The sequence below is a fragment of the Acinetobacter guillouiae CIP 63.46 genome (assembly GCF_000368145.1).
Lineage (GTDB): Bacteria > Pseudomonadota > Gammaproteobacteria > Pseudomonadales > Moraxellaceae > Acinetobacter > Acinetobacter guillouiae.
Window position 1 is genome coordinate 351,851 of sequence record NZ_KB849283.1, and the last position, 23,646, is coordinate 375,496.

The following is a 23,646-nucleotide window of genomic DNA, read 5'->3' on the forward strand; positions in this document are numbered from 1 at the left end:
ATTTACTCTTTAAAAGTCTCATTTAGAGCCTGTTGCACAGCATCTACACGTGACTTACAGGCTTTATATGCAGACATGGATTCTTCCACAATCTTCATTAAATTATCAATATCAGGTTCTTCTTGAGATTCTAATAATTCTACATTTTTCTTTAGAACGTCATAACCTTCTTTAAATGTTAAATCTTGTTTAGCCATTGCTTAATACCTGTGTCACATTTGCATTGATCGTACCATCCAATAACTCTACTTGGATGTGATCAGTTGAAATTTGTTGAATAGAACGAATGGCTTTACCATCACTACGCACGATAGCATAACCTTTGGCCATGACATGACGTGGATTTTGCAAAAGCGTTTCGCGCATGAGTGATTCAACTTGATTGGATGCCAATTTAATCAGTTGTTGTGCCAAATACTGAACAGTACCTTTCATCAAATCTAAGCTTTTATTTGCCTCATTGATCTGCCCTTGAGAAAGCGTTTTAATGACTTTGATGTACTGATCATTCTGGCTTTGATAAGCAGTGATTTGATGCTGAGATAACAATTTAATCTTATGTAGAGAATCTAGCACATCTTGGGTACGCTCTACGATTAGATTTCGAATACCTCCAATCACTTTACTCGGTGTATCAAAAGAACGGTTTGCCACTTCATCTAAAATGGTTCTATCTTTTTCATGACCTATACCTACCCAGATCGGAACAGAGCGTTTGCAAAGTAGCGCAGCGAGATTGTAGTCATTGAGATAGGCCAGATCATTGACTGCACCTCCACCACGAATAATCACAATAAGATCAGGTGGTGTATTGAGGTCTTTCGCCCATTGTCGTAATGCATTTGCTAAAGCCTCAGAAATACTTGTCGCTGCAGTGTTCCCCTGAAACGTTGCCGTATGATAGACAAAATGACAAACCCCAGCTTGATCGAGAGCATCTGCATCTTTCTTAAAGTCACCCAAGCCAGCAGCATTTTCAGGAGCAATAACGAGGACATTTTGAATATCAAATGGGGTAGGCAGTAATTTATTTTTATTGAGCAGACCTTCGCTGATCAGTTTTTCTAAAATTTGTTGATAACGCCGTGCAATATCACCAAGGGTATAACTTGAATCTATTGCTTCAATATTGACTGAAAAACCGTATTGGGGACTAAATACAGCTTTTACTTTAATCAGTACATTGAGATCACGAGAGAGTTCAACACCACTTTCTCGTTCAAACTTTAACACCATTTTGGCAGCAGAGAATTTCCAGATTGTTGCCTTACAACTGGCAATGACTTTATCAGTATCTTCTTCCTTTTCTGCAAGTTCTAAGTAGTAGTGGCCGCCTTTGATACTCAGATTTCTAATCTCAGCTTTCACCCATATTGCTTCATCAAAAGTTACACGTATAACTTCTTGAACAGTTGCAAGGTATTCGCTTAAGGAAAGTTGTAAGTCTGACATACAAAGGTAATTACGGTAAATTTATCTAAAATAGTATATAACATGGTGGCTTAATGCGGTGAAGATATATCGATCTTGTGTAAAGTGAAATAGCATCTTTTTTGTTACGATGAAGCAAATGATTTTGCTTCATACAGTTTGACAATGTGTATCCCGACTTCCCCAAAAAGTGGATATTTTCTAAAAGTATTTTTTGAAAAAAAGTTTATCTAGAGTGAAAGAATCTGGCTTGTTTGTAAAAATAAAAAGTAAAATGAAAATATAAAGCAAATCATGGATATAGAAAAACCAGCTTATCCAAGTGATCAAATTAAGACCCGGTGGGATTGTATAAATACCAACGGTTACGAGTGCTACAAAGCAAATAAAGATCAATATAAGGCTGGTTAACTGAGTAAATAATCCTATGGTTAGCAATAGCCCGAATACAAATTCAAATAAAGAAACAATGATAGCTGTCATTTCTGGAAAAGGTATACCTGCCGAAACAATCGTTTCCAACATGATTTGTTGATTTTTCTCTACAAATAATTTGTTATAACCCGTTGTAAAGAAAAATAAACCGATCGAAATTCTGGCTAATATTAAGGCGAAGTGACTAAATTTTGGCGAATTAAATGGATTTTTAAAGAGAAAACCAAGCATGTGTCTATGATTCTGAAAATTAGAAAATATCTTAATAATCTGAGCAGACTTTTTAAATGTAAGCATTGTTGGTGAGTGTATATAATTTGTCATTTATACAAATTTAAAATGTTGCTAAGGTTGTTCGAAATGTTACGTAAGTTTCACAAAATACACATCAAGAAGTTCATACTTTGATATGGTGTATTTTTAAGCAAAACTGAGCGAACTATGAAAATATTTTCAATTTTAAGTTTAGCTATGCTGATCGGCTTAACAGCATGTCAAAAAAGAGATTCAGATACACAAAAGCAAGATCAAACAACAACGCCACATTCAGTCGATAAGGACAGTTAACCCAACGCCCACTGATACAGTGGGCTGATTGATATGAGTGTGAAGGCTATTGATATAGCATGAGATTCCTAGATTTTTTTCAAAACAATGCTGTATAATTTTTAGACTTAAGAAAGCTATAGAGCAATTATGAATCTAAAATACTTTATAAAAAATTTATTAGCCTCATTTATTGGGCTATGTGCGTTGGCTGGAATAGTTAAAGTTATCTTTCTATACAGCAGTAATTTATATGAGCAAGCGCTAACTGTTCTTGTGGTAATGATCATGATTCTTGGATTGATGATCGTTGGTTATCTTAATGTTGTTACTGCAATAGGCAGTAAAATCAAACAACCCTTTTATTTACATTTAATTTTAGTGGGTTTTCTTTTTGTAACCGATTTAGCTTTTGGTAGTTCAAGTATTACTGAAGTTATTTTGAGAAATTTGGGATATTTTGCTGTATTACAATTAGGGGTTTACCTTTATATGAAACGAAGTGCTCCGAAATTATTGCTGAATTAATATTTTAATAAAATAATGAATAAACTAGCCTCTTAATGGAGGTTTTACGCTATAGAAAAGTGGGAGAATTATTAATTTTAAAGCAAAGTTTTATTTAGATTTTTACATCCAATTCAAGTAATTTTTAGGCTTTCTATATGAGAAATCATACTGTACGCATAAGCTAAGATAGCGTAGTAATTTTCTTTAATGATATAAAGCCGTCTCGTTCTAATCTGCAATGACCGTACTCATCTAGGCTTAATACATCCTATTCATTGATCAAAGAATAAAACTAAATATTTAAATTAAAACAAAATTCAAGCTTAAAATGTATAAGGTTCTAAGTGATTGTTATAATTTATGTAGACAACAAGTAGTTATTCGCAATAAGTGGTTGGATTGCTCTAAAGCGCTATGTTAGAACTTAACTTCCATATTTATTCGAGATTAAACATGAAAAAATTATTATTAATTTCATCTTTTTTAGCTGTTGTTTTTGTTGCTGGGTGTAGTGCAAAAGACAAAGATAAAGCGACATCTCCTGATAATGAGGTAAGTAGTAGTGCCGTTGCTGTTGATACAAATGAGTCGGCTGAAAAAACGGTGAAGTATGAAACTGCTGATAAGAAACAATTTACACTTAAGACCAGTGATAATTTTGTTACAGCGACATTAACGGATAGCGATGGAAATAACTATTCATTGAAAGAAGTACCTGCTGGAAGCGGTATGCGTTTAGAAGGTGACAATGGTGTTTCAATTCATTCTAAAGGCGATGAAGGAACCATTGAACTTGCTAAAGATAAATCTTTTACAGTAAAAGAAGTTAAATAGAATTATGATGTAAATAGCCCCACCATTTGGTGGGGTTTTTTATTCGTAGTTCATCAATCAAAAAATATCGTATTGAGTGAATTATATTGGTGTTAAAAGTTTTTACTCTCTTTGAGAGAAGGCTAGGATGAGGGGGAGTTTATGCTGGCTTATTGCCCTAAAAGGACTTATGAAAGAAGCCGAATAGGTTGAGAGAAAACTGTACACATTAAAATTAAGTACTTTAAAACCCATTCAAAAATAAGATATTTACGGGCATTTCATTATTTATGCACTTGAATAGACCGACTAATTGTAAACAATTGGCGCAATATCTATTGAAATGAACAGATTAAAGTAATTTTACCGTGGCATGAAATTTGCTGAAAACACCTTTGCAATATTTTTATTTTTCAATTATTAAAGGTATTTTTATGTTTAAGCACACGGTTCTTTCACTGTTTATTTTCAGTGCTATCAGTACTTCAGTCGTTCATGCTGAAAGTTTTAATGTTCTTAAGCAATTATCCAATAAGCCAGTTCAACTAAAAGACGGTGAATACAAAGGCAATTATTACGTACCCTCGACTTTAAACACCATTACTTGGGGCTACTTACCGAATAAAGATGCTAAGCCTGTGATTTCTGTTCCATCGGGAAGTGTTGTGACTTTCGATACAGTTTCACATGAAGGTTTACTTGAAGATCAAGGGCGGGATGCGGAAAAATTCTTTAAATCAAAAGGGGTGAAAGATGAATACATTTTAGATGAAGCAAAAAATATTACAAAATCTTCTCTAAAACATGATTTTAATAAAGATGGACCTCATATTGTGACTGGCCCAATTGAAATTCAAGGCGCACAAGCCGGTGATATTTTAAAAGTAGAAGTCATTAAAGTAGAGCCTCGTGTTCCCTATGGCGTCATTTCAAATCGTCATGGTAAAGGTGCTTTAGTGGGCGAATTTCCTAAAAGACCACAACAAGAAAATGCTTCGGCTGAACATCCTGAACGATATGGAAATGTTTCAGTCTTTACCCCAATAGAAAAAAATACCAAGGGTGAATATGAGGGGGTACTAAAAACACAATCAGGTAAATCGATTCGTTTCCCGCTAAGCCCGTTTATGGGCATTATGGGGGTCGCACCGAATACATCACAGCCAGTTCATTCAGTACCACCAGCGATGTATGGCGGTAATATTGATATTAATGAGTTAGGTGCTGGATCAACTGCATATTACCCAGTACAAGTGCCGGGTGCATTGTTCTATACAGGTGATAGTCATTTTGCCCAAGGTGATGGCGAAGTTGCTTTAACTGCATTAGAAGCTTCAGCAAGAGCAACACTCAAGTTCACTTTATTAAAAACAGGTAAAGATAGAATCCCGGGTAAAGAAATTGTACAGCCATTAGCTGAGAATGCTGAATTTTGGATTACACCAGGATTAGATGAAGATTTAGATGAAGCAATGAAAAAATCTACACGTGAAGCGATTCGTTTTTTAAATCAAGAATATGGTATTGATGAAGCGATTGCTTATGCTTATCTGAGTGCTGCTACTGATTTTGAAGTATCGCAAGTGGTCGATAAGACCAAGGGGATCCATGCCAAAATACGTAAAGCTGACTTTAAAGAGTTTGTTGAAGACACTAAGTAAAACTAAAGTTGAAATTTAACCAGAACTGACAGATACATCAAAAATGAGTAGCTGTCAGTTCAGATTTGGGTGAATATGCCTTAACATACAAGGATTGATGAAAACGATATACAACAGAACTATGAGAGGAGTAAAAAATGATTTGGTTAAATACTTTTTTTTATTTCTTGTTTTATAGCATTTTTCTTTTGCTAGGCTCTTTTTTGTATGGCGAGGCACTTCTATACTTTGTGAAAAGGAAATCTATTTTTAAGATTTTTTTTATATTTTTAACTTATATTATTTTTATATTTTTTATCGTGTGTCCTATTTTCTTAATTTTTGATTTAATTAAAGAATTTAGATTCTATTTTTTGGAAAATAATTATTTTTTATTCTTTGTTTTAAGCTGTTTTGTTTTTTCAATAATACCAATGTTCATTTATTTTCAAAGAAAATACTTAAAAGATCTACAAACTTTTGGTTTATTTAAAAACTAAGTTTAAATAATGAAAGCGAAACTAAGATCACATTCAAAATAAGCCTTGTCTTTTATTCTAAATATTTGGGTTTTTGTTTTTGCAAATGAATATCATTTGAAAGTTTATGTTTTATAGTATAAAGTATTTTATAAATAAGTTTAACTAAATAATAAATATGACTTAATCATTTGACTGTCAAATTCAATCAGTATAATTCTAGCGCTGTTGGCTTGCGATAAGGATTTATGTAATTCAATTTTCAGAGCAACTGGTATGGATGCTCGTTGTAAAAATAAGTAAGCCTGATAGGGAGAAAATTTTGGAAAACGATGAATTAATACAAACAGCCCGTGAGTTAGTAAAACAAGCTGTTCCAGACTATGAACAAGCTTATAAATTATTGACCTTGCTTATAAACAAGGATCTCCAGAGGCAACTTATGCCATTGCAACATGGTATTTACATGGCGGTCATTTTTTGAAACAAGATTATGTCAAAGGGACTAAATATCTAAAAAAAGCAACAAAAATGAAATGGCCAGATGCCATTTATGATTTGGCAATTAGCTATGAAGGAGGAACGTATGTTTCTAAAAATAAAAAAAGGCTTTTTTATTATACTTACAGGTAGCTTTAAGAGGTTGCTCTGAAGCTGTTTATGAAGTTTCAAGATGTTATTATTTTGGTATTGGTACGAGGAAAAATAAAATTCTAGGGGCCATTTGGTATGATCGAGCAGAGGAGTTAGGAAGTGTTCGAGAGAATGATTAACTTTACTTATTGAATTCTTTGTGAATTGAATAAAAACAATAGACACAATGAGGACGTGATAATGAAGTTTACTCATCCAATAGATCAAGATCTTAAATTAAACATGGTCTTTGTCGCTTTAAGTTACCTGTTGGCATGGCTTTTTAGTTATAAATTTTTTACTAGACATATTGCCCACCAACATCCTCAGCTACTTTTTTTATTATTATTTATTTTTTCAATATGTGTTGCTTGTAAATTGAGCCGATTAAAGCTTTTTATACCAATTAAAGCCATAATTACCATGATTATATCCTTTACAGTTTCTCTTATTATTGTGTCATTTTTGACAAAAGAGTATTGGCCATATGTGTTTAGCTTGAATACCGTTTATGCAATTGCTTTTGCACCAATAGGAAGTATTGAGTGGTTAAAATTATATTTTGTATTTCCAATTTTAGTAACCTTCTATTTGATGGTTTTATTCTTACTTAAGCTTAAAAATAAATTTTAAAGAGGAAATTTTTGTGAGTGCTTAGAATGGAGGAAATAATATGAAAAAATTAATCTTTTATGTCTTCTTTATAGCTGTATTAGGAATTATAACTGTTATAGGAACAAAGATACTTCATAGTGAACAAAATCAGCAATATATAGAAAAAATTTTTCGTGAAGATATTAAAGTACAGAATAAATTAGGAGAAATACGGAACTATAGAATACGTAAAGTCGGAAAATTTTATGGTAATCCTCCCTATCAACAAGGCTATGATTATTATACTTTAAAGGTTAATGGTGAAAAGTCATCTGCTTTTATATATTTAAAGCTTTATAAAAACAACAATGGAGAAATAGAAAGCTATAAAGTGGAAATGGATGAATAGTAAAATAAATTTAATAAATTTTTTAATTAGATATTAAGTGTATTTTTAAAATAAATATTTAACTGTACTAATTTTTTTGATTTAAATTTCATCTAATAATTAAATTCACATTTTGTGCTATTCATCACGCTTTTAATTTGGCTGATAAAAGATTATATAAGGCAAGCTAGAATTAAATTTAGAGAAATCAGATGTAGTATTTAGATATTTAAATTTTCTCTCTGCTTAATATAATCTTTATCGAATCAGTATGTTTAGACACGAATCATACTTTTACTGTTTATATCCTCCATCCAGTCATTTAAATCCAAATCGTTGGTAAATGAATGTTCACCATCAATCTTAAAGACTAACAGAGAGTCATGAATGCTAATAATACTCGCTAAATGTTGGCGAATGATGTTGGCTTCATAGCTTGTGTTGATCAGCCAAGTGGAAGGGTTCACCCGAATTGAAGCATCATAGTCACAGATGAGCTTATGGACTTCATCTAAATGATGTACTTGTGAGGAATTTAGAATAATCAAATAATTCATATTAACAACCTCCATAAAAGAGATTTAGACAAAATAACTTTTATTATGAAATGTGATAAGTATCACGATTTATTCAATCTAACATCAAAGTATTTTGATCAATTGAAAAAATGTCGGACAATCTAAAGCTGAATTTTGATGATGTGTTAGATTTTTTTTATTGTATTGTTCAAGAAAATTCTTAGTGGTTATTCCTTTTGTTACATAAAAAGCAATCAAAATTTTTAAATACTGGCTAAATTGAAGTATGATTAAGTTTAAAATATTTAAACAATAAGCTCATCAAAAGATGGGCTTTTTTGTCTTACCCTCTCTGTGTTATAAAGTTTGAGGCTTAAAATGCTGGTTAAAATAGAAGATGGTTTTTACCTAAATTCACTGCATATTATCGCGATATATGTTTCTAAAGATATGATTACGCAAAATTTTTCTATAAGTATAGAATATACACCGCACAATCAAAATGCCAATGGCTTATATCATAAAAAGTGCCAGACCAAAGCTGAAGCGGATTTATTTTTGCAAAGTCTACATCAGCAAATCGCGCAAATATAAATTTAAATTTTTTAGTTTTTTTTGCATTGAAATTAAAAGAAAAGGAATTCATTTTTTAAGCTATATTAGGCTCACAATTGAATGTATCGATAATGTGAAAATCACAATGATTGAACATTTTTGAGGTCAAAATGCATAAACTAAAAATTCTTATTTGTATACTTTCACTATTCACACTGTCTGCCTGCCAAAATGTGCAAAAAAATAACAAAATCATTGCCAAGGCATTTGATACTTCAACACATTTTCAACGCTATCTGATGGATAAACATGCGCCAGAGAATGTCATTGTTACCCATAATATAACTTACCAAGAACAACCAAAACTCAGTTTAGATCTCTATCAGCCAATAGATATTCAACAATTTGAAAAACGCCCAACAGTGATCTGGATTCATGGTGGTGGTTGGATTTCAGGTGCTAAAGATAATGCAAGAGGATATTTTAAACTGCTCGCAGCACAAGGTTATAATGTTGTTTCTGTGCAATACCAATTTGCACCGCAAGCAATTTATCCAACGCAGTTGTATCAAATCAATAACGCACTGCGATTTATCCAGCAAAATGCAAAACAATACCATATAGATGCTGATCAATTATTTTTAGCAGGGGATTCGGCTGGCGCCAATTTAGCCAGTCATTATGCAGCGCTTCTCACTAACCCAAATTTCGCCATAGAATCTGGATTTACAGTCTCGATTCAAGCTTCACAACTTAAGGGTTTAATTCTACATTGCGGAATTTATGATATGAACGCCTTTATCAATACAGCACCAGATGAAATCAAACTGATTGAATGGGGGGTAAATAATCTTGTCCAAGCTTATACAGGTAATCAAAAAGACAATCCTGAATATTTAAAACGTTTATCACCTATACAACATCTTACCAAAAACTATCCACCTGTTTTTATCAGTGGGGGTAATAAAGATTTTCTGACAAATACACAGTCCATTCCTTTTGTAAAAGCGTTGCAAGAAAAGCAAATCCCTATTCAAGCTGTTTTCTACCCTGAATCAAAAGAATGGTTGGTCCATGAATATCAATTTTTCTTGGGCAAAAAGGCGAGTCAGCAAACATTTGATCAAACTATTTTGTTTTTGAAGAAAAATGTTGATTCAAAATAAACTCAAAAAATAATGATTTAAACTGAATTGTCATAAAAGCATGTTATAAAAAATAAAATTGTAGCGAGAAATGAAAGATGGAAATCAGTGTTAAGCAAATCAACAAGCGTATAGATGAATTTCAAGAATCAAGTAAGAAAGCATCAACTTTAGAAATTGGCTATAAAACTTATGCTAAGTTAATGAATGAAGATAAATTTGCTGATGCACTCAAGAAAGATCCCAATAACACGATGGTTCGCTACTACAAAGATATAAAAATTAAATTGGTCACAGAGAAGCATCATTTTGAGGTGAAGTAAGCTTTTTAATCAATAGAATAACAATTTTTAAAAATTTACAACTCAAGGAATGAGTGTAATTTTTTTATCATATTTCATGAAAAAAGTTATATATCTTTAGAGTACTTAGTTGATTCTATAGTGATCACTTTTTGCCTGTTAAAATCAAAATTCAGTACATATAAAACATTGACTTGTGCTTCCATTGTTAAAAATAACTTGTAACAAATCCTGATAAATCCTTTGTTTTTTATTCACTTTATTTATAGGGTGTATCTAAATGTTTTATTTTTTTGATTTTTTTACCATGTGTTTAAAACATTAAAAACATATTCTGTTAAGATAATCTAATAAATTAGAATTTTTTTAATAAGTAGTATGCTGGTCTGATTATTGTGATATTAGTATCAAAAAATACGGAATAACTGAATAAAAACAAATATATGAGAATACTTATCATTTATAATAAGTCTTTTGAATATCTATTCATGCTGTAAAAATAGGCAGTTAGACTTAATTTTTAAGTGTTTTTTAATTTAATCAGACTTAATGATCTTACAAATTGTGACAAAATATATTAAAATAAATGCTGGTTTATTTTGTGACGAAAAATAATGGAAATTTTAAACTTTATAAAGAGTTTCAACACTGTAAACACGTATTTAATTTTGGCGATAATTGCCTTGTTGCTTATAATTTCATTTTTCTACTTTATTCATCCTACCTGATTAAGTAGAAAATTGAAGAAAAAAAGGTGAGTATCATATTGATAACTCGCCTTTTTTTATTTTTTAAAAATAATTTTTATCAAAGTGCAATTGCTTTTTATTCACCAAGTTTAATAGATGAGATTACAATTAGCTAAAGATTGTATTGTAAATTGAATTTATATAACATACCAATCAAATGGTATCTTTTGATGAATTTATGAATTCTATTGTTTTTGCCTATAGCTTGTTGGCGGTCGCTATCATCGCTGAAGTAACAGGTTCAACATTCTTAGTGAAATCGCAGGGCTTCACAAAGTTAGTACCGAGTTTACTGGTGGTATTTTTTTATGTGATTTCTTTTTATTTACTTTCTCACGTGATTAAAACAATTCCATTGGGTATTGCTTATGCAATTTGGGCTGGTGTCGGTATTATCCTCACTGCTTTGGTGGGTTACTTCATTTTTAAACAAAGCTTAGACTTTGCAGCAATTGCAGGCATTGGATTAATTATTTCAGGTGTATTGGTGATTAACTTATTTTCAACATCAGCAGGGCATTGATAAAAGCACGAAGCAGGTAAGATTTGAGTATGGATAAAATTGTAGAAAATGCTTATCAACGTAAAAAAGATCCTGAAGGTGTTAAAAAATTAATTTTAGCTAACACGATGAGTTTAGTTGCTGAACATGGTGTAAATGGCGTATCTATTCAAAGTATTGCAACGCGTTCAGGTGTAACTAAAGGTGGTGTATTTCATCATTTTGCCAATAAACAAGTTCTGATTGAGGCCATGTTGGAAGAGTTAATCCAACAATTGGACCAGCAAGTTAGTCTGGCAATTGAAAAAGATCCAGTTACTTATGGCTGTTTTACACGTGCATATATTGATGTCACCTTAAGTCCTTCATTTGGTGTCAACACGGTATGGAGTGCTTTAAGCATGACATTGATGACAGATAAATCTTATAGTGAGAAGTGGGATCAATGGCTGACACGGCGATTGTCTCAACATGCTGAAACGGATTATTCTGCCACATTAAAAATATTACGTTATGCAGCCGATGGGGCATGGTTTGTTGAAAGCCTCTCCCCAAAAATGCAGGATGATTATGAGGAAATTAAACAGGAGTTGTTGTTAAGGACTTATCCTGAATAGTGATTCATTTGCTCTGCTTTGTAAGCAAAACCAATAGCTACAGATCAAAATAAAAATCCAAAATAAAAAAACCAAGCCAAATGATATTGGCTTGGAATGGAAAACTTTCTTTAAACTAGGTTAAATCATTGCTTTATGATTTATTCACTGTCTAAAGTCATTAAACTTGCATTTCCGCCTGCAGCCGCAGTATTGATACTGATTGCACGTTCAATAAGTAATGGTGCAAGTGGAATAATTGTATTGGCATCCGCTAAATGAGTTATGCCAACAATTGCACCTTCACGATGCGCAATCAGAGTTTGTAATTCTTTTAGACCAGCACCTTGATGTAAAACAGCATCAAACTCTCCAACAGCCACATCATTGATCATCGAAAATTTTTGTTGCAACGCTTTTGGCATACTTTGAATCATTTTTAAAGCAATCGCATCGTCACTTAAAATACAGACTTGTGCATTGAGAGACAAAATTGCATTAAACTGATTCAGTAAAGCCTGTTCTTGCGCTGCGATTGCCAATATCCGATGACGTGATACAACATGGTATTGATTCAATTCACCTGTTGGACCCGGAAGTTCATATAAAGCAATCGGTGATTGATACTGATGCATAGCCCATTGCGAATGATGCTGTTTTGCCCAAGTGTGAAATTCTGTTTGAATCTCAGATGGTTTTAGATTGAGCTGTTCCGAAATATTTTTTACAGTACCAAAAGGGCGATTGGGTAGGGCTGTATGCTGCATTAATTTATATAAATAAATCGGACCACCAGCTTTAGGCCCTGTTCCTGATAAACCTTCACCACCAAAAGGTTGTACGCCTACAACGGCACCTACAATATTACGGTTAATATATAAGTTACCCACTTCCGCATGTTCAATGGTGGTTTGAATAGTTTCATCGATACGTGTATGTAAACCCATGGTTAGGCCATATCCTTTTGCATTGATATGTTCTAACAATTGCTTTAATTCACCATATTTATAGGTAATGACATGCAATACAGGTCCAAAAACTTCACGTTTTAAATCATTCAGATTTGGAAGTTCAATCACCGTCGGGACAATAAATGTGCCTGCATTTAGATCAGATGTTGGTGTTTCATAAGCAAGTTGATGTATTGCATAGCCCTTATTACGCATCATTTCGATATGTTTTTCAATATTCTGTTGCGCTTCACCATCAATCACTGGACCTATATCTGTTTTAAGCAAAATAGGTTGTCCAATGTTGAGCTGTTGCATGGCACCTTTAAGCATCTTAATCAAGGTTGCTGCATTGTCTTCTTGAACGCACAATACTCGGAGGGCAGAGCAACGTTGACCAGCGCTATCAAATGCTGAATTTACTGCATCAATTACGACTTGTTCTGTCAGCGCAGAAGAATCTACGATCATCGCATTTTGGCCACCCGTTTCAGCAATCAAAGGAATCGGTTGACCTGTTGGACTCAGGCGTTGTGCTACGGTTTTTTGTAAAATCTTAGCAACTTCAGTGGAACCTGTGAACATAATGCCTTGAATACGCTCATCTTGGCTGAGTTTTGCCCCAACTGTTTCACCACGACCAGGAAGTAATTGTACTACTGATTTTGGAACTCCTGCTTCCCATAAGATTTGAATTGCTTGTGCTGCAATTAATGGGGTTTGTTCAGCAGGTTTAGCAATTACGGTATTTCCTGCAACAAGTGCTGCTGAAATTTGTCCAGTAAAAATTGCAAGCGGGAAGTTCCAAGGGCTGATACATAAAATTGTACCCAGTGGGCTGAGTGTGCCATTTTCCTCAATGCTTTGCATTTGTGCTGCATAGTATCTAAGGAAATCAACGGCTTCACGTACTTCAGCAATACCATTACTATAAGTTTTACCACTTTCACGGCACAGTAAAACCATCAGTTCCTGAATACGCGATTCCATAATCGCAGCAGCTTTGAGCAATAACTCTGCACGAAAATCTTGAGATGCATTTTTCCAATTTTCAAAAGCTTGATGAGCGTTATCTAAGGCCAAATCGACTTGTGCTGTTTCTGCTTCGATCACATAACCAACTAGATCTGAATGATCAGCTGGATTACGGATTTCTTGCGAATTTATTTCAGCTAAGTCTTGTAAATCAAGCTGATCGACAAGGCTATAACTGTTCCACTGGTGTTTTAAATAGTGTTGAACAGTTTGATTTAAATCTTGTAATTTACTGTCATCAGCTAAGTCTAAACCTTGAGAGTTTTGGCGTATGCCTTGATATAAATCATGAGGAAGCGGAATAGCGGGGTGTTTTAACCCGACTGCGTGCTCTTTTTCTGCAGTATGTAAAATCTCTTGAACTGGGTTTTCAATCAAGTCTTCAATTTTAATATTTTTATCTGCAATACGGTTAACAAATGAGGTATTCGCACCATTTTCCAATAAACGTCGAACCAGATAGGCCAATAAGGTTTCGTGATTACCGACAGGCGCATAAATACGACATGGAACCCCTAATTTCTGATCTGAAACCTTGCCTACCACTTGTTCATAAAGTGGTTCACCCATGCCATGTAAGCATTGGAATTCATATTGACCAAGATAATATTTTTGTGGATCTGCTAACTCATAAATAGTGGCAAGTGTTTGCGCATTATGTGTTGCAAATTGCGGATACACCTGATCAGGCGCAGCCAATAGTTTTTTTGCACAAGCAATATAAGACAAATCTGTATGCACTTTACGGGTAAAGACTGGGTAGTCAGACATACCGTCAATTTGTGCTTTTTTGATTTCACTGTCCCAGTAAGCACCTTTGACCAGACGAATCATTAAACGTTTTTGACTACGTTTTGCCAGATCAATAATATAATCCACCACATAGAAACAACGCTTTTGATAGGCTTGGATCACAAAGCCTATACCTTTCCAGTTTGCCAGTTGTGGCTCAAAGCATAAACGCTCAAGTAATTCTAAAGACAGCTCTAAACGATCCGCTTCTTCTGCATCAATATTGAGACCAATATCATAGGTCTTAGCTAAAAGTGCTAAATTTAAAATACGAGGATAAAGTTCATGATGCACACGTTCGGTTTGAGAACGTTGATAACGTGGATGTAAAGCCGAAAGTTTAATTGAAATTCCAGGGCCGGTATAAACATCTTTACCTTCAGACGCTTTACCTATGGCATGAATCGCTTGTGTATAGTCTTCGAAATAGCGATCTGCATCGTGTTCAGTCAGTGCTGCTTCACCAAGCATGTCATAAGAATAACGGAAACCTTTGTCTTCAAGAGTTTTGGCATTGTCCAAAGCCTCTTCAATGGTTTCACCAGTAACAAACTGTTCACCCATCATACGCATTGCTGCATCAACTGCTTTACGGATGATGCCTTTACCTGTACGTGCTAAGAGCGAGGTGAGGATCCCCGAAAGGCTGGTTTGTTTAGGTGTTTCCATCAGTTTGCCAGTCAGCATGAGTCCCCATGCAGCAGCATTGACAAACATGAGATTACTTTGGCCTAAATGATCTTTCCAGTTACCTTGATTAATTTTATCGCGAATCAATAAGTCTCGGGTCGCACTATCAGGGATACGTAACAAGGCTTCAGCCAAGCACATTAATGCGATGCCTTCTTGTGAAGACAATGAAAACTCTTGCAGCAGACCTTGTACGATACCTGCTTTGCCTGACGAACTTTTACGGTCACGTAAGCTATGCGCTAAGTTAAATGCAATGTCATAAATTTTCTGATTCATTTCTTCAGAAATTTGACTGTGCTCAAGTAAGTTTTCAACGCATTCCGATTCAGTACGACGCCACGCATGATTGATTTCTTCTTCAAAATCAGTTTTGTCTTTAAATTCGGTAATGTAATCCAAACTTGGAAGTAGGTTTGCATTTAAAACTTGAGGCGAATCCATATTCATTGTCAACGTCCTGTGACTAGCAAATATTTTTGTTGAGCAGATAGGTTTATATAATTTATGATTACAGAATATTTAGTGAATAACTCACTATAATTTGAATAATATTTAGAGAATTATTCTATGGAAAGTGCTTATTTAAGCTTGGATCGTATAGATATTCGGATTTTGGATATTTTGCAAAAAGATGGAAAAATTTCCAATATTAAGTTGGCTGAAAAAGTTAATTTATCCCCAACAGCCGCGCTTGCTCGGGTGCAGAAATTGACAGGTGAAGGATTTATTTTGGGCTATGAAGCAAAACTAAATCCGAAAATATTAGGCGCTAATTTTGTGGTATTTGTTGAGATTCTTTTAGACAAAACTACACCCAATGCTTTGGATGCTTTTTCAGATGCAATCGTACAATATCCAGAAATTATGGCATGTCATATGATTAGTGGTGGTTTTGATTTTTTAGTGAAAATTCGGTGTGCAGATATGGAGGAGTTCCGTCGTATTTCAGGGCAGGTCCTGTGGCAATTGCCTGGGGTAAAGGAAACGCGTAGTTATCCAGTGATGGAAGTGATTAAAGACAGTTCACAATTACATTTAAATTTTAAAGTGAAAGTAAAGAAATAGAAAAGGGGCATGAATGCCCCTAACTCTAATGATTTATTCAAACATTTGAATTTACATATTTTTCATTTCACGGTTATAAATTTGCTCAGCATTTTCAAAACGATCAATTACTTCTTTTTCAGGGGCTTTGTCCATTAAACTGACCACAATGATGCTGATGAAAGAAAGCACAAAGCCTGGCACGATTTCATATAAACCCGTATGCGCCATGGTGTTTTTCCAAACAATTACCGTTACAGCACCGACAATGATACCGATCAATGCGCCATTTAAAGTCATACGTTTCCAAAACACAGACAATAAAATAAGCGGACCAAATGCTGCACCAAAACCAGCCCATGCATAAGCCACTAGACCAAGTACCTTACTTTCTGGGTTAAATGCCAAGATGATCGCGAGCACTGAAATGGCTAAAACCATTAAACGACCGACCCAAACCAACTCATTTTGTGAGGCTTTTTTACGAAGAAAAGATTTATATAAATCTTCAGTTAAGGTACTTGAGCATACCAAAAGCTGACAGCTTAAGGTACTCATGACAGCGGCTAAAATAGCGGCTAAAACAACACCAGCAACCCATGGATTAAATAAGATTTTGGTTAATTCCATAAACACTGTTTCTGGATTTTTTGCCACAATTGCAGCTGACGGAATATCAGGATGTGCTTGGAAATAAGCAATACCAACATAACCTACAGCAACAGCGCCCGCTAAACATAGAATCATCCACGCCATACCAATACGACGAGCATTAGGAATGGTTTTCACTGAATCTGCTGCCATAAAACGGACTAGAATATGCGGTTGTCCAAAATAGCCTAAGCCCCATGCCATTGATGAAATGATGGCGATAAAACTGACCCCTTGGAACATATTTGCTGCATGTGGACGTGCAGTTTCAATCAATTGATTGACATGTTGTAAATCACCGACTGCCAAGAAAGTCATAATCGGTGCCAACAGTAATGCAAAAATCATCAAGCCCGCTTGAAATGTATCCGTCCAACTGATCGCAAGGAAGCCACCAATACACACATAACTGATGGTTGCAATCGCACTGACCCAAAGAGCAGTGGTGTAGTTCATAGCAAAAATACTTTCAAATAAACGTGCACCTGCCACCATGCCTGAAGCACAGTAAATACCAAAGAAGATTAAAATGACCAGCGCAGAAATGATACGGATCACTTTCTTTTTATCACCAAAACGGCTGGTGAAATAATCTGGTAATGTTAATGCATTATTTTGTATTTCAGTATGGACACGTAAACGGCCTGCGACCAAATACCAGTTGAGCCAAGCACCAATAATGAGCCCGATTGCGATCCATGATTCAGATAATCCAGTCAGGTAAATTGCACCTGGGAGTCCCATGAGTAGCCAGCCACTCATATCCGATGCACCTGCTGAAAGTGCAGTGACAAAACTCCCTAAACTTCGACCTCCCAAAATATAATCTGAGAAATCGGTGGTTTTTCTATAGGCATATAAGCCTATACAAACCATTGCAATGATATAAAAGATAAACGTGACAACTGTGGGGTTGAGTGAGTCCATATTTAATTCAGTCCTTGTGGAGTAAATCTCCAAGTTTTATTTTTTATCGCATAAGTTTCACGAGCGAATTCTTTCACACAACTAAAAAATATCGCTGTGATTTTTATAAGGTGATTGTGCAAGATTTATGTATCCGATTGTAACTTTAGATACAAATGCAAAAAATCAGCAATTTATATCCAAAAAAATTCTACTGGGAGTGTTTAGAGACTGTGGGATTATACTTTACGCAAAGTTACATTGTTAACGTTTAATTGATAATTCCATAAAATTGTTTATCGAAATGACATATTTTGCTAGTACAAAAGCAGATAAGAAGGAATATTATTGTAACTGCACAACTATAGTGCATAAATATATAATGAGCAGATTACATGGAAACCGTTCAACCTGAAGTTACAAGAATAGAAAAAGATTTATTGGGAAGTAAAGAAGTTCCTATAAACAGTTATTATGGTATTCATACAATTCGGGCTTTGGAAAATTTTAATATTTCTAAAAATACCGTCGGTGAACAAAGCTTTTTTATCCGCGCTTTGGCTCAGGTCAAAAAGGCCTCGGCACAAACCAATTTGCAATTTAATAAGATCTCTGAAGAAATCAGTCTAGCGATTCAAAAAGCAAGTGATGAACTGATTGAAAATCCGCAAAATTGGAAAGATGCTTTTCCATCAGATGTCTACCAAGGTGGTGCAGGTACATCGATTAATATGAACACCAATGAAGTCATTGCCAATATCGCATTAGAGTCTTTAGGTTATGCGAAAGGACGTTATGACATCATCCATCCAAATGACCATGTCAATAAATCTCAATCGACCAATGATGTCTATCCCACCGCATTACGTTTAGCAACTTACTATTCACTGGATTTGTTATTTGAAAAAATCAATAATTTGATTAGTTCACTAACATTAAAATCTGCTGAGTTTCAGTATGTGTTAAAAATGGGACGGACCCAGTTACAAGATGCTGTCCCAATGACATTAGGACAAGAGTTTCATGCCTTTGCAACATTACTCAAAGAAGATGTGCGTTTAATTAAAAAAACCCGTGAACTTTTATTAGAAATTAATTTAGGCGCTACTGCGATTGGTACAGGCGTAAATACACCACATGGTTATGCTGCGCAGGTCAATGAAAATTTAAAAGCCTTAACAGGTTTAAACTTAATTGGTGCAGAAGACTATGTTGAAGCGACCAGTGACTGCGGTGTATTTATTATCCTTTCAAGCACCTTAAAACGTTTGGCTGTAAAACTCTCTAAAATCTGTAATGACTTACGTCTATTAAGTTCTGGCCCAAGAACAGGTTTATGGGAAATTCGCTTACCTGAATTACAAGCTGGTTCATCGATTATGCCAGCGAAAGTCAATCCTGTGATCCCAGAAGTCGTCAATCAAGTTGCATTTAAAGTGATTGGTAATGATTTAACCATTACCTTTGCAGCAGAAGCGGGCCAATTACAGTTAAATGTGATGGAGCCTGTGATTGCACTTACCATGAATGAATCAATTGAGTTACTGATCAATGCGATTCAAACCTTGGATGAGAAGTGTATTCAAGGTGTGGTTGCCAATGAAAAAACCTGTTTTGATGCTGTAATGCGTAGTGTCGGAATTATTACCTTACTTGATCCAATTTTAGGTCATGCGAAGTGTGATGAAATTGGGAAGCAATGTATTGCTGAAAATAAAACCATTCAAGAGGTTGTACTTGAACAAGGTTTATTGAGCCAAGAACGTCTAGATGAAATTTTCTCTTTTGAAAATATGATTTCAGAAATTGCAGTACAGCCATATGAAGAAATCGGTAAAGCAGGCTAATTGTTTGAATTACGCCTGTTGATCCGTGTAAAAAACGCTGATAAATACAGCATTTCGGTGCTGTATTTTTATGCATGGTAAAAAAAGTAAAGTTTCTTTATAATTCAACAAAATTTAAAATCACCAACAAAAGTCAATAATCTATGAATAATAAACATTTAATTCTCGCCTTAAGCTTGGTACTTCTTTCTGGATGTGCAAAAAAATCGGAAGAAGCTGCTGAAAGTTCGGCGTCTGCTCAAGATGCACAAGTTGTTGCTCAGGATGCTGCACAAGCGGCTGATGCCGCAGAAAAAAGTGCTGAACAAGCTACTGAAAATTCTGTTGATACCACACCTGTGACTGAACAAAAACCTGAAACTATTTTAAGTACCGATGTCAGTCAAGCAGAAAAAGCACGTCGTATGGTGCGTGAAGCTCAGGTTAATTTTACCGCCAAAGATGTGGTTAAAACTGCTTTAGAAATTGATAAGCTCACTTTTCAAGCGGGTGGCTTTATAGAGCAGAAAAATATCAGTTTTGATGTACTCGATGTAAAAACACAAAAAATTGCGGATGGTAAAATCCGAGTTTTTGAAAAAGTTGATCCGCATGCGGAGATCATTGTCAGAGTACCGAGTGATAAAGCTGCGGTATATGTCAATCAGTTATTGCCATTGATGTACTTTTTAAATCAACAACAATATTCTGCAAAGCGGTTTGAGTTAAAGCTTTTAGAAGAAAAAATTGGACAAACTCAAACTGTACCTAGTGATACAAAACAATCACAGCTGAATGAAATTTCCCGTTTAACCCAACTTGAAGTTCAAGATCGGGTGCGTTTTAGCACGATTAGTATTGCCATTAAGCAACCTGCAATGGTGAGAGAAAGTCTGGATGTTGATGTTGCTGCTGTGGCACGCTTAAACGGTGATAATTTTTGGAAGCGTGCTTGGGAAGGTGTTCAATATGGCTGGCAATTTATTTTGGATTTATTGGTTATTTTAGTCACCATTTGGCCACTTTATTTACTGGTATTTCTTGGCTTGATTATTTATCGAGTGATTAAGCCTTTAATGAATAAATTATTTGATGATTCATCTTCGACTAAACCTTCTAAAGATGTGAAAAAAGATCAGAGTAATTCTACAGATGACAATGCATGATTTTACTTAGTGCTATGCTGTAATTTTTAAAGCCAGTGCAATTGCACTGGCTTTTTAATGTGTTGTCAGTTTTTCAAAAAGCTGTTGCATCCCTTCAGTCGCACTCATTTTTAAACATTGGTATTGTTGGGGAACACGCTCATAACTGGCTTGTGGATCAATATAATACGCATCACTGTATTCTGGAATCTCGTGAATCAAACCTGCCACAGGGTAGACGGTTAATGTGGAGCCAATAACAATAAAAATATCAGCATCACGGATCATCTGTACTGCTTCTTCATACGCAGGAACCGCTTCACCAAACCAAACTACATGAGGTCGAAGTGGAAACCCTTCAGGACATTTATGTTGTTCTAGGTCCAATTGCCAACCATCTATAGGATAAAACTCATTTGTGTACTGCGCATTGGGTTTAGAACTTTTAGCAAGGCGGATATTGCCATGTAAATGAATAACCTGTTGGCTTCCTGCACGTTCATGTAGATCATCAATATTTTGAGTAATTACAATGACATCAAAATGTTGTTCGAGTTGAGCAATGATATCGTGTGCTTGATTGGGCTGAGCATTGAGAATATGTTGACGTCGTTCATTGTAAAAACGTTGCACCAAGGCAGGGTTACGCCGCCAAGCTTCAGGTGTAGCCACCTCTTGAATATCATAATTCTCCCATAAGCCATTACTATCTCGGAAAGTGCTGATTCCACTTTCTGCACTCATTCCTGCACCTGAGAAAACTACAATTTTTTTCATAGGATAAACAATTAAAATTTTTAAAATCCTAACATAAATATTGTGAAATATGAGTGAAACGTATTTTCTTAGAATTAATTTGTTATAAAATAACAGCAAGTCATACTTCGATCATTTCGAATATTTTTTATAAAAATCAAATGCACTAGAAATAAGTCAAAATGGAACAGCATGGAAACACGTGATATTGTCAATGCCCCTGAAGTGAAAAAAACAATTGTAGAGCGTAGTCAACGCCGTAAAGATGATCCAGAAATTACTCAGTGGTTTGAAAAAAAATTCTTTGAATATGTGATTAAACAATTCAATCCAGTTTTTTATGTAAATTCGGTCTCTGCTTGGAAAATTTGTCAACTTCCACAGCCTATTCCTACATGGTTTTTGAACAAGCTTGAACAGCAGCCAGAACATCAGATGTTGTATGTTGATCCTTTACATGAACAGATTTTGGAACTGGAAAAGCCCATTTTAGAGTTTTTTAATTCGCGTTTAAAAAGCAATTTAAAAGGCAAATTCATGAAAATGACCTATGAGCAAGTGTTAGACGCTTGGCATAAAGATCATGAAGCAATGAAAAAGCGTTTAGAAAAAGGGCAATGGGACAGCAGTGAGCAGGCAATTGATGAAGTTTTAACTGTAAATACAGGCAAGTTTATTGAAATTACGGCAACAGGAATGTTGTTGCGTAAGGAAATGGCTTTTGAATCACGTTATATGCAGCACTGTTTAGGGCAGTTTAGCAACCTGATTGAATTGAAAGATGGCTATGGTGAATACTATGTAACGCAAAAAGAGCAGGGAATATTTCGTTATTTTAGCTTAAGGGATTCAAGCAATAAGCCACATGTTACCATCAGTTTAGAATGGGATGGTGAAGTGTGGTGTATTGAGCAGATTAAAGGTAAGCATAATCAAGCACCAGTTAAAAAATATGCAGATGATGTCTTATTATTTTTAAATCATATTCTACCAAATAATAATCATAACCCAGATTGTTTAAGCATGGGGATCGTCTATGAACCTGAGATAAATGAGGGTTCAACGGATCATGTCAATCAAGCCTTGTATTTCTATTTTCATGAATTGGATGATCCTTGTAAAATTGAAACGTTATTGATGAAAAATCAACATTTATTGGAACAATATGATCATCAAACCCATGTGATTCAGCATCTTTTGCTGGGACTAAATCGTCCAGAACATATCAGGCACCCATCAGAAAAATATATAGAAGAGATCGTTGCTTATACAAATCAACAGCAAGCTGAGAAAAAATTTGATTTAAAGGTTGAGTTAAGTCAAGCAAAGTCAAACAAATCGCTGTGGAGCGTGATCTTTAAGCCTTATTTCTGGTTGATTCAGACTTTATATGAATTAAGCAAGATTCCATTGCTGGGCTGGATGATTAAAATTATCGTCTATATCATTGCCTTGCCTTGGGTGTTGTTAAATTTAAAGCAGGACAATCGTAAGCAATGGATGCTTGCAACTGGTGATCTGATTTATTTTCGTAATCATATTCAATGGTATCAGGTGGATAGCTTAACTTTAGCGCATTTTGAACAGCATCCAGAAATATATAAAAAACATTTAAATCAATTGTTAAATATCAAACAGAAAAAAGTAGGCTCTAAAGAGAAACAGATTCGTTATTTTTTAAATCAATATTTTCAAATCGCTCAATTAGAAAATCTTTATTCAAGTAGTGAATTTGGTACTGCAAGTTATTTAAGAGATATTTTGGTGTTTAGCCATATTCAAAAAATATTTACTATACGGTTATTGGTGCAGTTCTATGAATTACAGGAATATGATGCATGGCAATATATTGTTGCTTCATCGAAGATTATTCAAGACTGTTGTTCTAGCTGGCAGGATATGGGCGAGAAATATGTCGCAGGGCGTGAGCTGTATTTGATGTTTAAACATTCAGATTTTGAAAATTATGATCGCTCTGCAAAGCAAGACTTACACTAATATCAATCCATATA

The 23,646-nt window shown here is 34.7% G+C and carries 24 protein-coding genes; 17 read left to right on the plus strand and 7 right to left on the minus strand.

Features of this window, described 5'->3' with window-relative positions:
- Positions 1-2 precede the first annotated feature (2 nt).
- The 3 genes from xseB to F981_RS06690 form a co-directional block, all read right to left on the minus strand.
- A complete protein-coding gene (gene xseB, locus F981_RS06680; RefSeq protein WP_004719830.1) occupies positions 3-197 on the minus strand; it encodes an exodeoxyribonuclease VII small subunit in 195 nt (64 codons plus the stop codon).
- Positions 190-1,452 (minus strand): exodeoxyribonuclease VII large subunit, encoded by a 1,263-nt coding sequence (xseA, locus tag F981_RS06685; protein ID WP_004719831.1) that lies wholly within the window; start codon positions 1,450-1,452, stop codon positions 190-192. The genes xseB and xseA overlap by 8 nt, the downstream gene beginning before the upstream one ends.
- Before the next feature lie 180 nt (positions 1,453-1,632).
- Entirely contained in the window at positions 1,633-2,097 is a 465-nt protein-coding gene (locus tag F981_RS06690; RefSeq protein ID WP_035372364.1) for a DoxX family protein, read from the minus strand.
- A gap of 210 nt (positions 2,098-2,307) precedes the next feature.
- On the opposite strand from F981_RS06690, the gene F981_RS24325 reads away from it, so the two are divergent.
- The 8 genes from F981_RS24325 to F981_RS06730 all read left to right on the plus strand — a co-directional run bounded on the left by F981_RS24325 (position 2,308) and on the right by F981_RS06730 (position 7,490).
- On the plus strand, positions 2,308-2,433 hold the full coding sequence (locus tag F981_RS24325; protein WP_004719837.1) for a hypothetical protein: 126 nt from the start codon (positions 2,308-2,310) through the stop codon (positions 2,431-2,433).
- Positions 2,434-2,562: 129 nt separating this feature from the next.
- Entirely contained in the window at positions 2,563-2,940 is a 378-nt protein-coding gene (locus F981_RS06695; protein ID WP_004719838.1) for a hypothetical protein, read from the plus strand.
- A 435-nt stretch (positions 2,941-3,375) separates the two neighbouring features.
- The gene (locus F981_RS06700) at positions 3,376-3,756 is read left to right on the plus strand and encodes an MliC family protein (RefSeq protein WP_004719841.1); all 381 of its coding nucleotides are present in this window, start codon (positions 3,376-3,378) and stop codon (positions 3,754-3,756) included.
- A gap of 413 nt (positions 3,757-4,169) precedes the next feature.
- The gene (locus tag F981_RS06705; RefSeq protein WP_004719844.1) at positions 4,170-5,396 is read left to right on the plus strand and encodes an acetamidase/formamidase family protein; all 1,227 of its coding nucleotides are present in this window, start codon (positions 4,170-4,172) and stop codon (positions 5,394-5,396) included.
- A gap of 780 nt (positions 5,397-6,176) precedes the next feature.
- Positions 6,177-6,338: a hypothetical protein gene (locus tag F981_RS24165; protein WP_016539670.1), complete on the plus strand. Its 162-nt coding sequence runs from the start codon at positions 6,177-6,179 to the stop codon at positions 6,336-6,338.
- Positions 6,302-6,487 (plus strand): SEL1-like repeat protein, encoded by a 186-nt coding sequence (locus F981_RS24170; protein ID WP_228129038.1) that lies wholly within the window; start codon positions 6,302-6,304, stop codon positions 6,485-6,487. Before F981_RS24165 ends, F981_RS24170 begins: the two co-directional genes overlap by 37 nt.
- Before the next feature lie 201 nt (positions 6,488-6,688).
- On the plus strand, positions 6,689-7,120 hold the full coding sequence (locus F981_RS06725; RefSeq protein WP_004719849.1) for a hypothetical protein: 432 nt from the start codon (positions 6,689-6,691) through the stop codon (positions 7,118-7,120).
- A gap of 40 nt (positions 7,121-7,160) precedes the next feature.
- Positions 7,161-7,490, plus strand: coding sequence for a hypothetical protein (locus F981_RS06730; RefSeq protein ID WP_004719851.1), 330 nt, complete (start codon positions 7,161-7,163; stop codon positions 7,488-7,490).
- A 254-nt stretch (positions 7,491-7,744) separates the two neighbouring features.
- On the opposite strand, the gene F981_RS06735 is transcribed toward F981_RS06730, so the two are convergent.
- Complete coding sequence (locus F981_RS06735; protein ID WP_004719854.1) at positions 7,745-8,026, minus strand: hypothetical protein; 282 nt, start codon at positions 8,024-8,026, stop codon at positions 7,745-7,747.
- Positions 8,027-8,365: 339 nt separating this feature from the next.
- On the opposite strand from F981_RS06735, the gene F981_RS06740 reads away from it, so the two are divergent.
- The 5 genes from F981_RS06740 to F981_RS06760 all read left to right on the plus strand — a co-directional run bounded on the left by F981_RS06740 (position 8,366) and on the right by F981_RS06760 (position 11,857).
- Entirely contained in the window at positions 8,366-8,581 is a 216-nt protein-coding gene (locus F981_RS06740) for a hypothetical protein (protein WP_004719856.1), read from the plus strand.
- Positions 8,582-8,712: 131 nt separating this feature from the next.
- On the plus strand, positions 8,713-9,708 hold the full coding sequence (locus F981_RS06745) for an alpha/beta hydrolase (protein ID WP_004719858.1): 996 nt from the start codon (positions 8,713-8,715) through the stop codon (positions 9,706-9,708).
- A 77-nt stretch (positions 9,709-9,785) separates the two neighbouring features.
- Complete coding sequence (locus tag F981_RS06750; RefSeq protein ID WP_004719860.1) at positions 9,786-10,010, plus strand: hypothetical protein; 225 nt, start codon at positions 9,786-9,788, stop codon at positions 10,008-10,010.
- Between the two features lie 906 nt (positions 10,011-10,916).
- Positions 10,917-11,261, plus strand: a complete 345-nt coding sequence (locus F981_RS06755; protein WP_035372365.1) for a DMT family transporter — start codon at positions 10,917-10,919, stop codon at positions 11,259-11,261.
- 29 nt (positions 11,262-11,290) lie between these two features.
- Entirely contained in the window at positions 11,291-11,857 is a 567-nt protein-coding gene (locus F981_RS06760) for a TetR/AcrR family transcriptional regulator (RefSeq protein ID WP_004719864.1), read from the plus strand.
- Positions 11,858-11,997: 140 nt separating this feature from the next.
- Here F981_RS06760 and putA read toward each other — a convergent pair whose 3' ends face one another.
- Entirely contained in the window at positions 11,998-15,753 is a 3,756-nt protein-coding gene (gene putA / locus F981_RS06765) for a trifunctional transcriptional regulator/proline dehydrogenase/L-glutamate gamma-semialdehyde dehydrogenase (RefSeq protein WP_004719866.1), read from the minus strand.
- Between the two features lie 120 nt (positions 15,754-15,873).
- On the opposite strand from putA, the gene F981_RS06770 reads away from it, so the two are divergent.
- Positions 15,874-16,371 (plus strand): Lrp/AsnC ligand binding domain-containing protein, encoded by a 498-nt coding sequence (locus tag F981_RS06770; RefSeq protein WP_004719868.1) that lies wholly within the window; start codon positions 15,874-15,876, stop codon positions 16,369-16,371.
- A gap of 51 nt (positions 16,372-16,422) precedes the next feature.
- Here the strand turns inward: F981_RS06770 and putP are convergent, their stop codons facing one another.
- Positions 16,423-17,928, minus strand: coding sequence for a sodium/proline symporter PutP (gene putP / locus F981_RS06775; RefSeq protein WP_004719871.1), 1,506 nt, complete (start codon positions 17,926-17,928; stop codon positions 16,423-16,425).
- Positions 17,929-18,302: 374 nt separating this feature from the next.
- Between putP and aspA the strand changes: the two genes are divergently transcribed.
- Both aspA and F981_RS06785 read left to right on the plus strand, forming a co-directional pair.
- Entirely contained in the window at positions 18,303-19,754 is a 1,452-nt protein-coding gene (aspA, locus tag F981_RS06780) for an aspartate ammonia-lyase (RefSeq protein WP_004719873.1), read from the plus strand.
- A gap of 143 nt (positions 19,755-19,897) precedes the next feature.
- Positions 19,898-20,899, plus strand: a complete 1,002-nt coding sequence (locus F981_RS06785) for a DUF4349 domain-containing protein (RefSeq protein ID WP_004719875.1) — start codon at positions 19,898-19,900, stop codon at positions 20,897-20,899.
- Positions 20,900-20,953: 54 nt separating this feature from the next.
- Here F981_RS06785 and F981_RS06790 read toward each other — a convergent pair whose 3' ends face one another.
- Entirely contained in the window at positions 20,954-21,655 is a 702-nt protein-coding gene (locus F981_RS06790) for an SIR2 family NAD-dependent protein deacylase (protein WP_004719877.1), read from the minus strand.
- 171 nt (positions 21,656-21,826) lie between these two features.
- Here F981_RS06790 and F981_RS06795 point away from each other — a divergent pair, with 171 nt between their 5' ends.
- Positions 21,827-23,632: a DUF1266 domain-containing protein gene (locus tag F981_RS06795; RefSeq protein WP_004719879.1), complete on the plus strand. Its 1,806-nt coding sequence runs from the start codon at positions 21,827-21,829 to the stop codon at positions 23,630-23,632.
- Positions 23,633-23,646: the final 14 nt, after the last annotated feature.

Coding starts and splice junctions, on each gene's coding strand:
- F981_RS06700 (WP_004719841.1), top strand. CDS start 3,376: ATGAAAAAATTATTATTAATTTCATCTTTTTTAGCTGTTGTTTTTGTT.
- F981_RS06755 (WP_035372365.1), top strand. CDS start 10,917: ATGAATTCTATTGTTTTTGCCTATAGCTTGTTGGCGGTCGCTATCATC.
- F981_RS06730 (WP_004719851.1), top strand. CDS start 7,161: ATGAAAAAATTAATCTTTTATGTCTTCTTTATAGCTGTATTAGGAATT.
- xseA (WP_004719831.1), bottom strand. CDS start 1,452: ATGTCAGACTTACAACTTTCCTTAAGCGAATACCTTGCAACTGTTCAA.
- F981_RS06760 (WP_004719864.1), top strand. CDS start 11,291: ATGGATAAAATTGTAGAAAATGCTTATCAACGTAAAAAAGATCCTGAA.
- putP (WP_004719871.1), bottom strand. CDS start 17,928: ATGGACTCACTCAACCCCACAGTTGTCACGTTTATCTTTTATATCATT.
- F981_RS24325 (WP_004719837.1), top strand. CDS start 2,308: ATGAAAATATTTTCAATTTTAAGTTTAGCTATGCTGATCGGCTTAACA.
- F981_RS06695 (WP_004719838.1), top strand. CDS start 2,563: ATGAATCTAAAATACTTTATAAAAAATTTATTAGCCTCATTTATTGGG.
- F981_RS06740 (WP_004719856.1), top strand. CDS start 8,366: ATGCTGGTTAAAATAGAAGATGGTTTTTACCTAAATTCACTGCATATT.
- F981_RS06750 (WP_004719860.1), top strand. CDS start 9,786: ATGGAAATCAGTGTTAAGCAAATCAACAAGCGTATAGATGAATTTCAA.
- F981_RS06735 (WP_004719854.1), bottom strand. CDS start 8,026: ATGAATTATTTGATTATTCTAAATTCCTCACAAGTACATCATTTAGAT.
- F981_RS06770 (WP_004719868.1), top strand. CDS start 15,874: ATGGAAAGTGCTTATTTAAGCTTGGATCGTATAGATATTCGGATTTTG.
- F981_RS06705 (WP_004719844.1), top strand. CDS start 4,170: ATGTTTAAGCACACGGTTCTTTCACTGTTTATTTTCAGTGCTATCAGT.
- F981_RS06725 (WP_004719849.1), top strand. CDS start 6,689: ATGAAGTTTACTCATCCAATAGATCAAGATCTTAAATTAAACATGGTC.
- aspA (WP_004719873.1), top strand. CDS start 18,303: ATGGAAACCGTTCAACCTGAAGTTACAAGAATAGAAAAAGATTTATTG.
- F981_RS06745 (WP_004719858.1), top strand. CDS start 8,713: ATGCATAAACTAAAAATTCTTATTTGTATACTTTCACTATTCACACTG.
- xseB (WP_004719830.1), bottom strand. CDS start 197: ATGGCTAAACAAGATTTAACATTTAAAGAAGGTTATGACGTTCTAAAG.
- F981_RS06690 (WP_035372364.1), bottom strand. CDS start 2,097: ATGCTTGGTTTTCTCTTTAAAAATCCATTTAATTCGCCAAAATTTAGT.
- F981_RS06790 (WP_004719877.1), bottom strand. CDS start 21,655: ATGAAAAAAATTGTAGTTTTCTCAGGTGCAGGAATGAGTGCAGAAAGT.
- putA (WP_004719866.1), bottom strand. CDS start 15,753: ATGAATATGGATTCGCCTCAAGTTTTAAATGCAAACCTACTTCCAAGT.
- F981_RS06795 (WP_004719879.1), top strand. CDS start 21,827: ATGGAAACACGTGATATTGTCAATGCCCCTGAAGTGAAAAAAACAATT.
- F981_RS06785 (WP_004719875.1), top strand. CDS start 19,898: ATGAATAATAAACATTTAATTCTCGCCTTAAGCTTGGTACTTCTTTCT.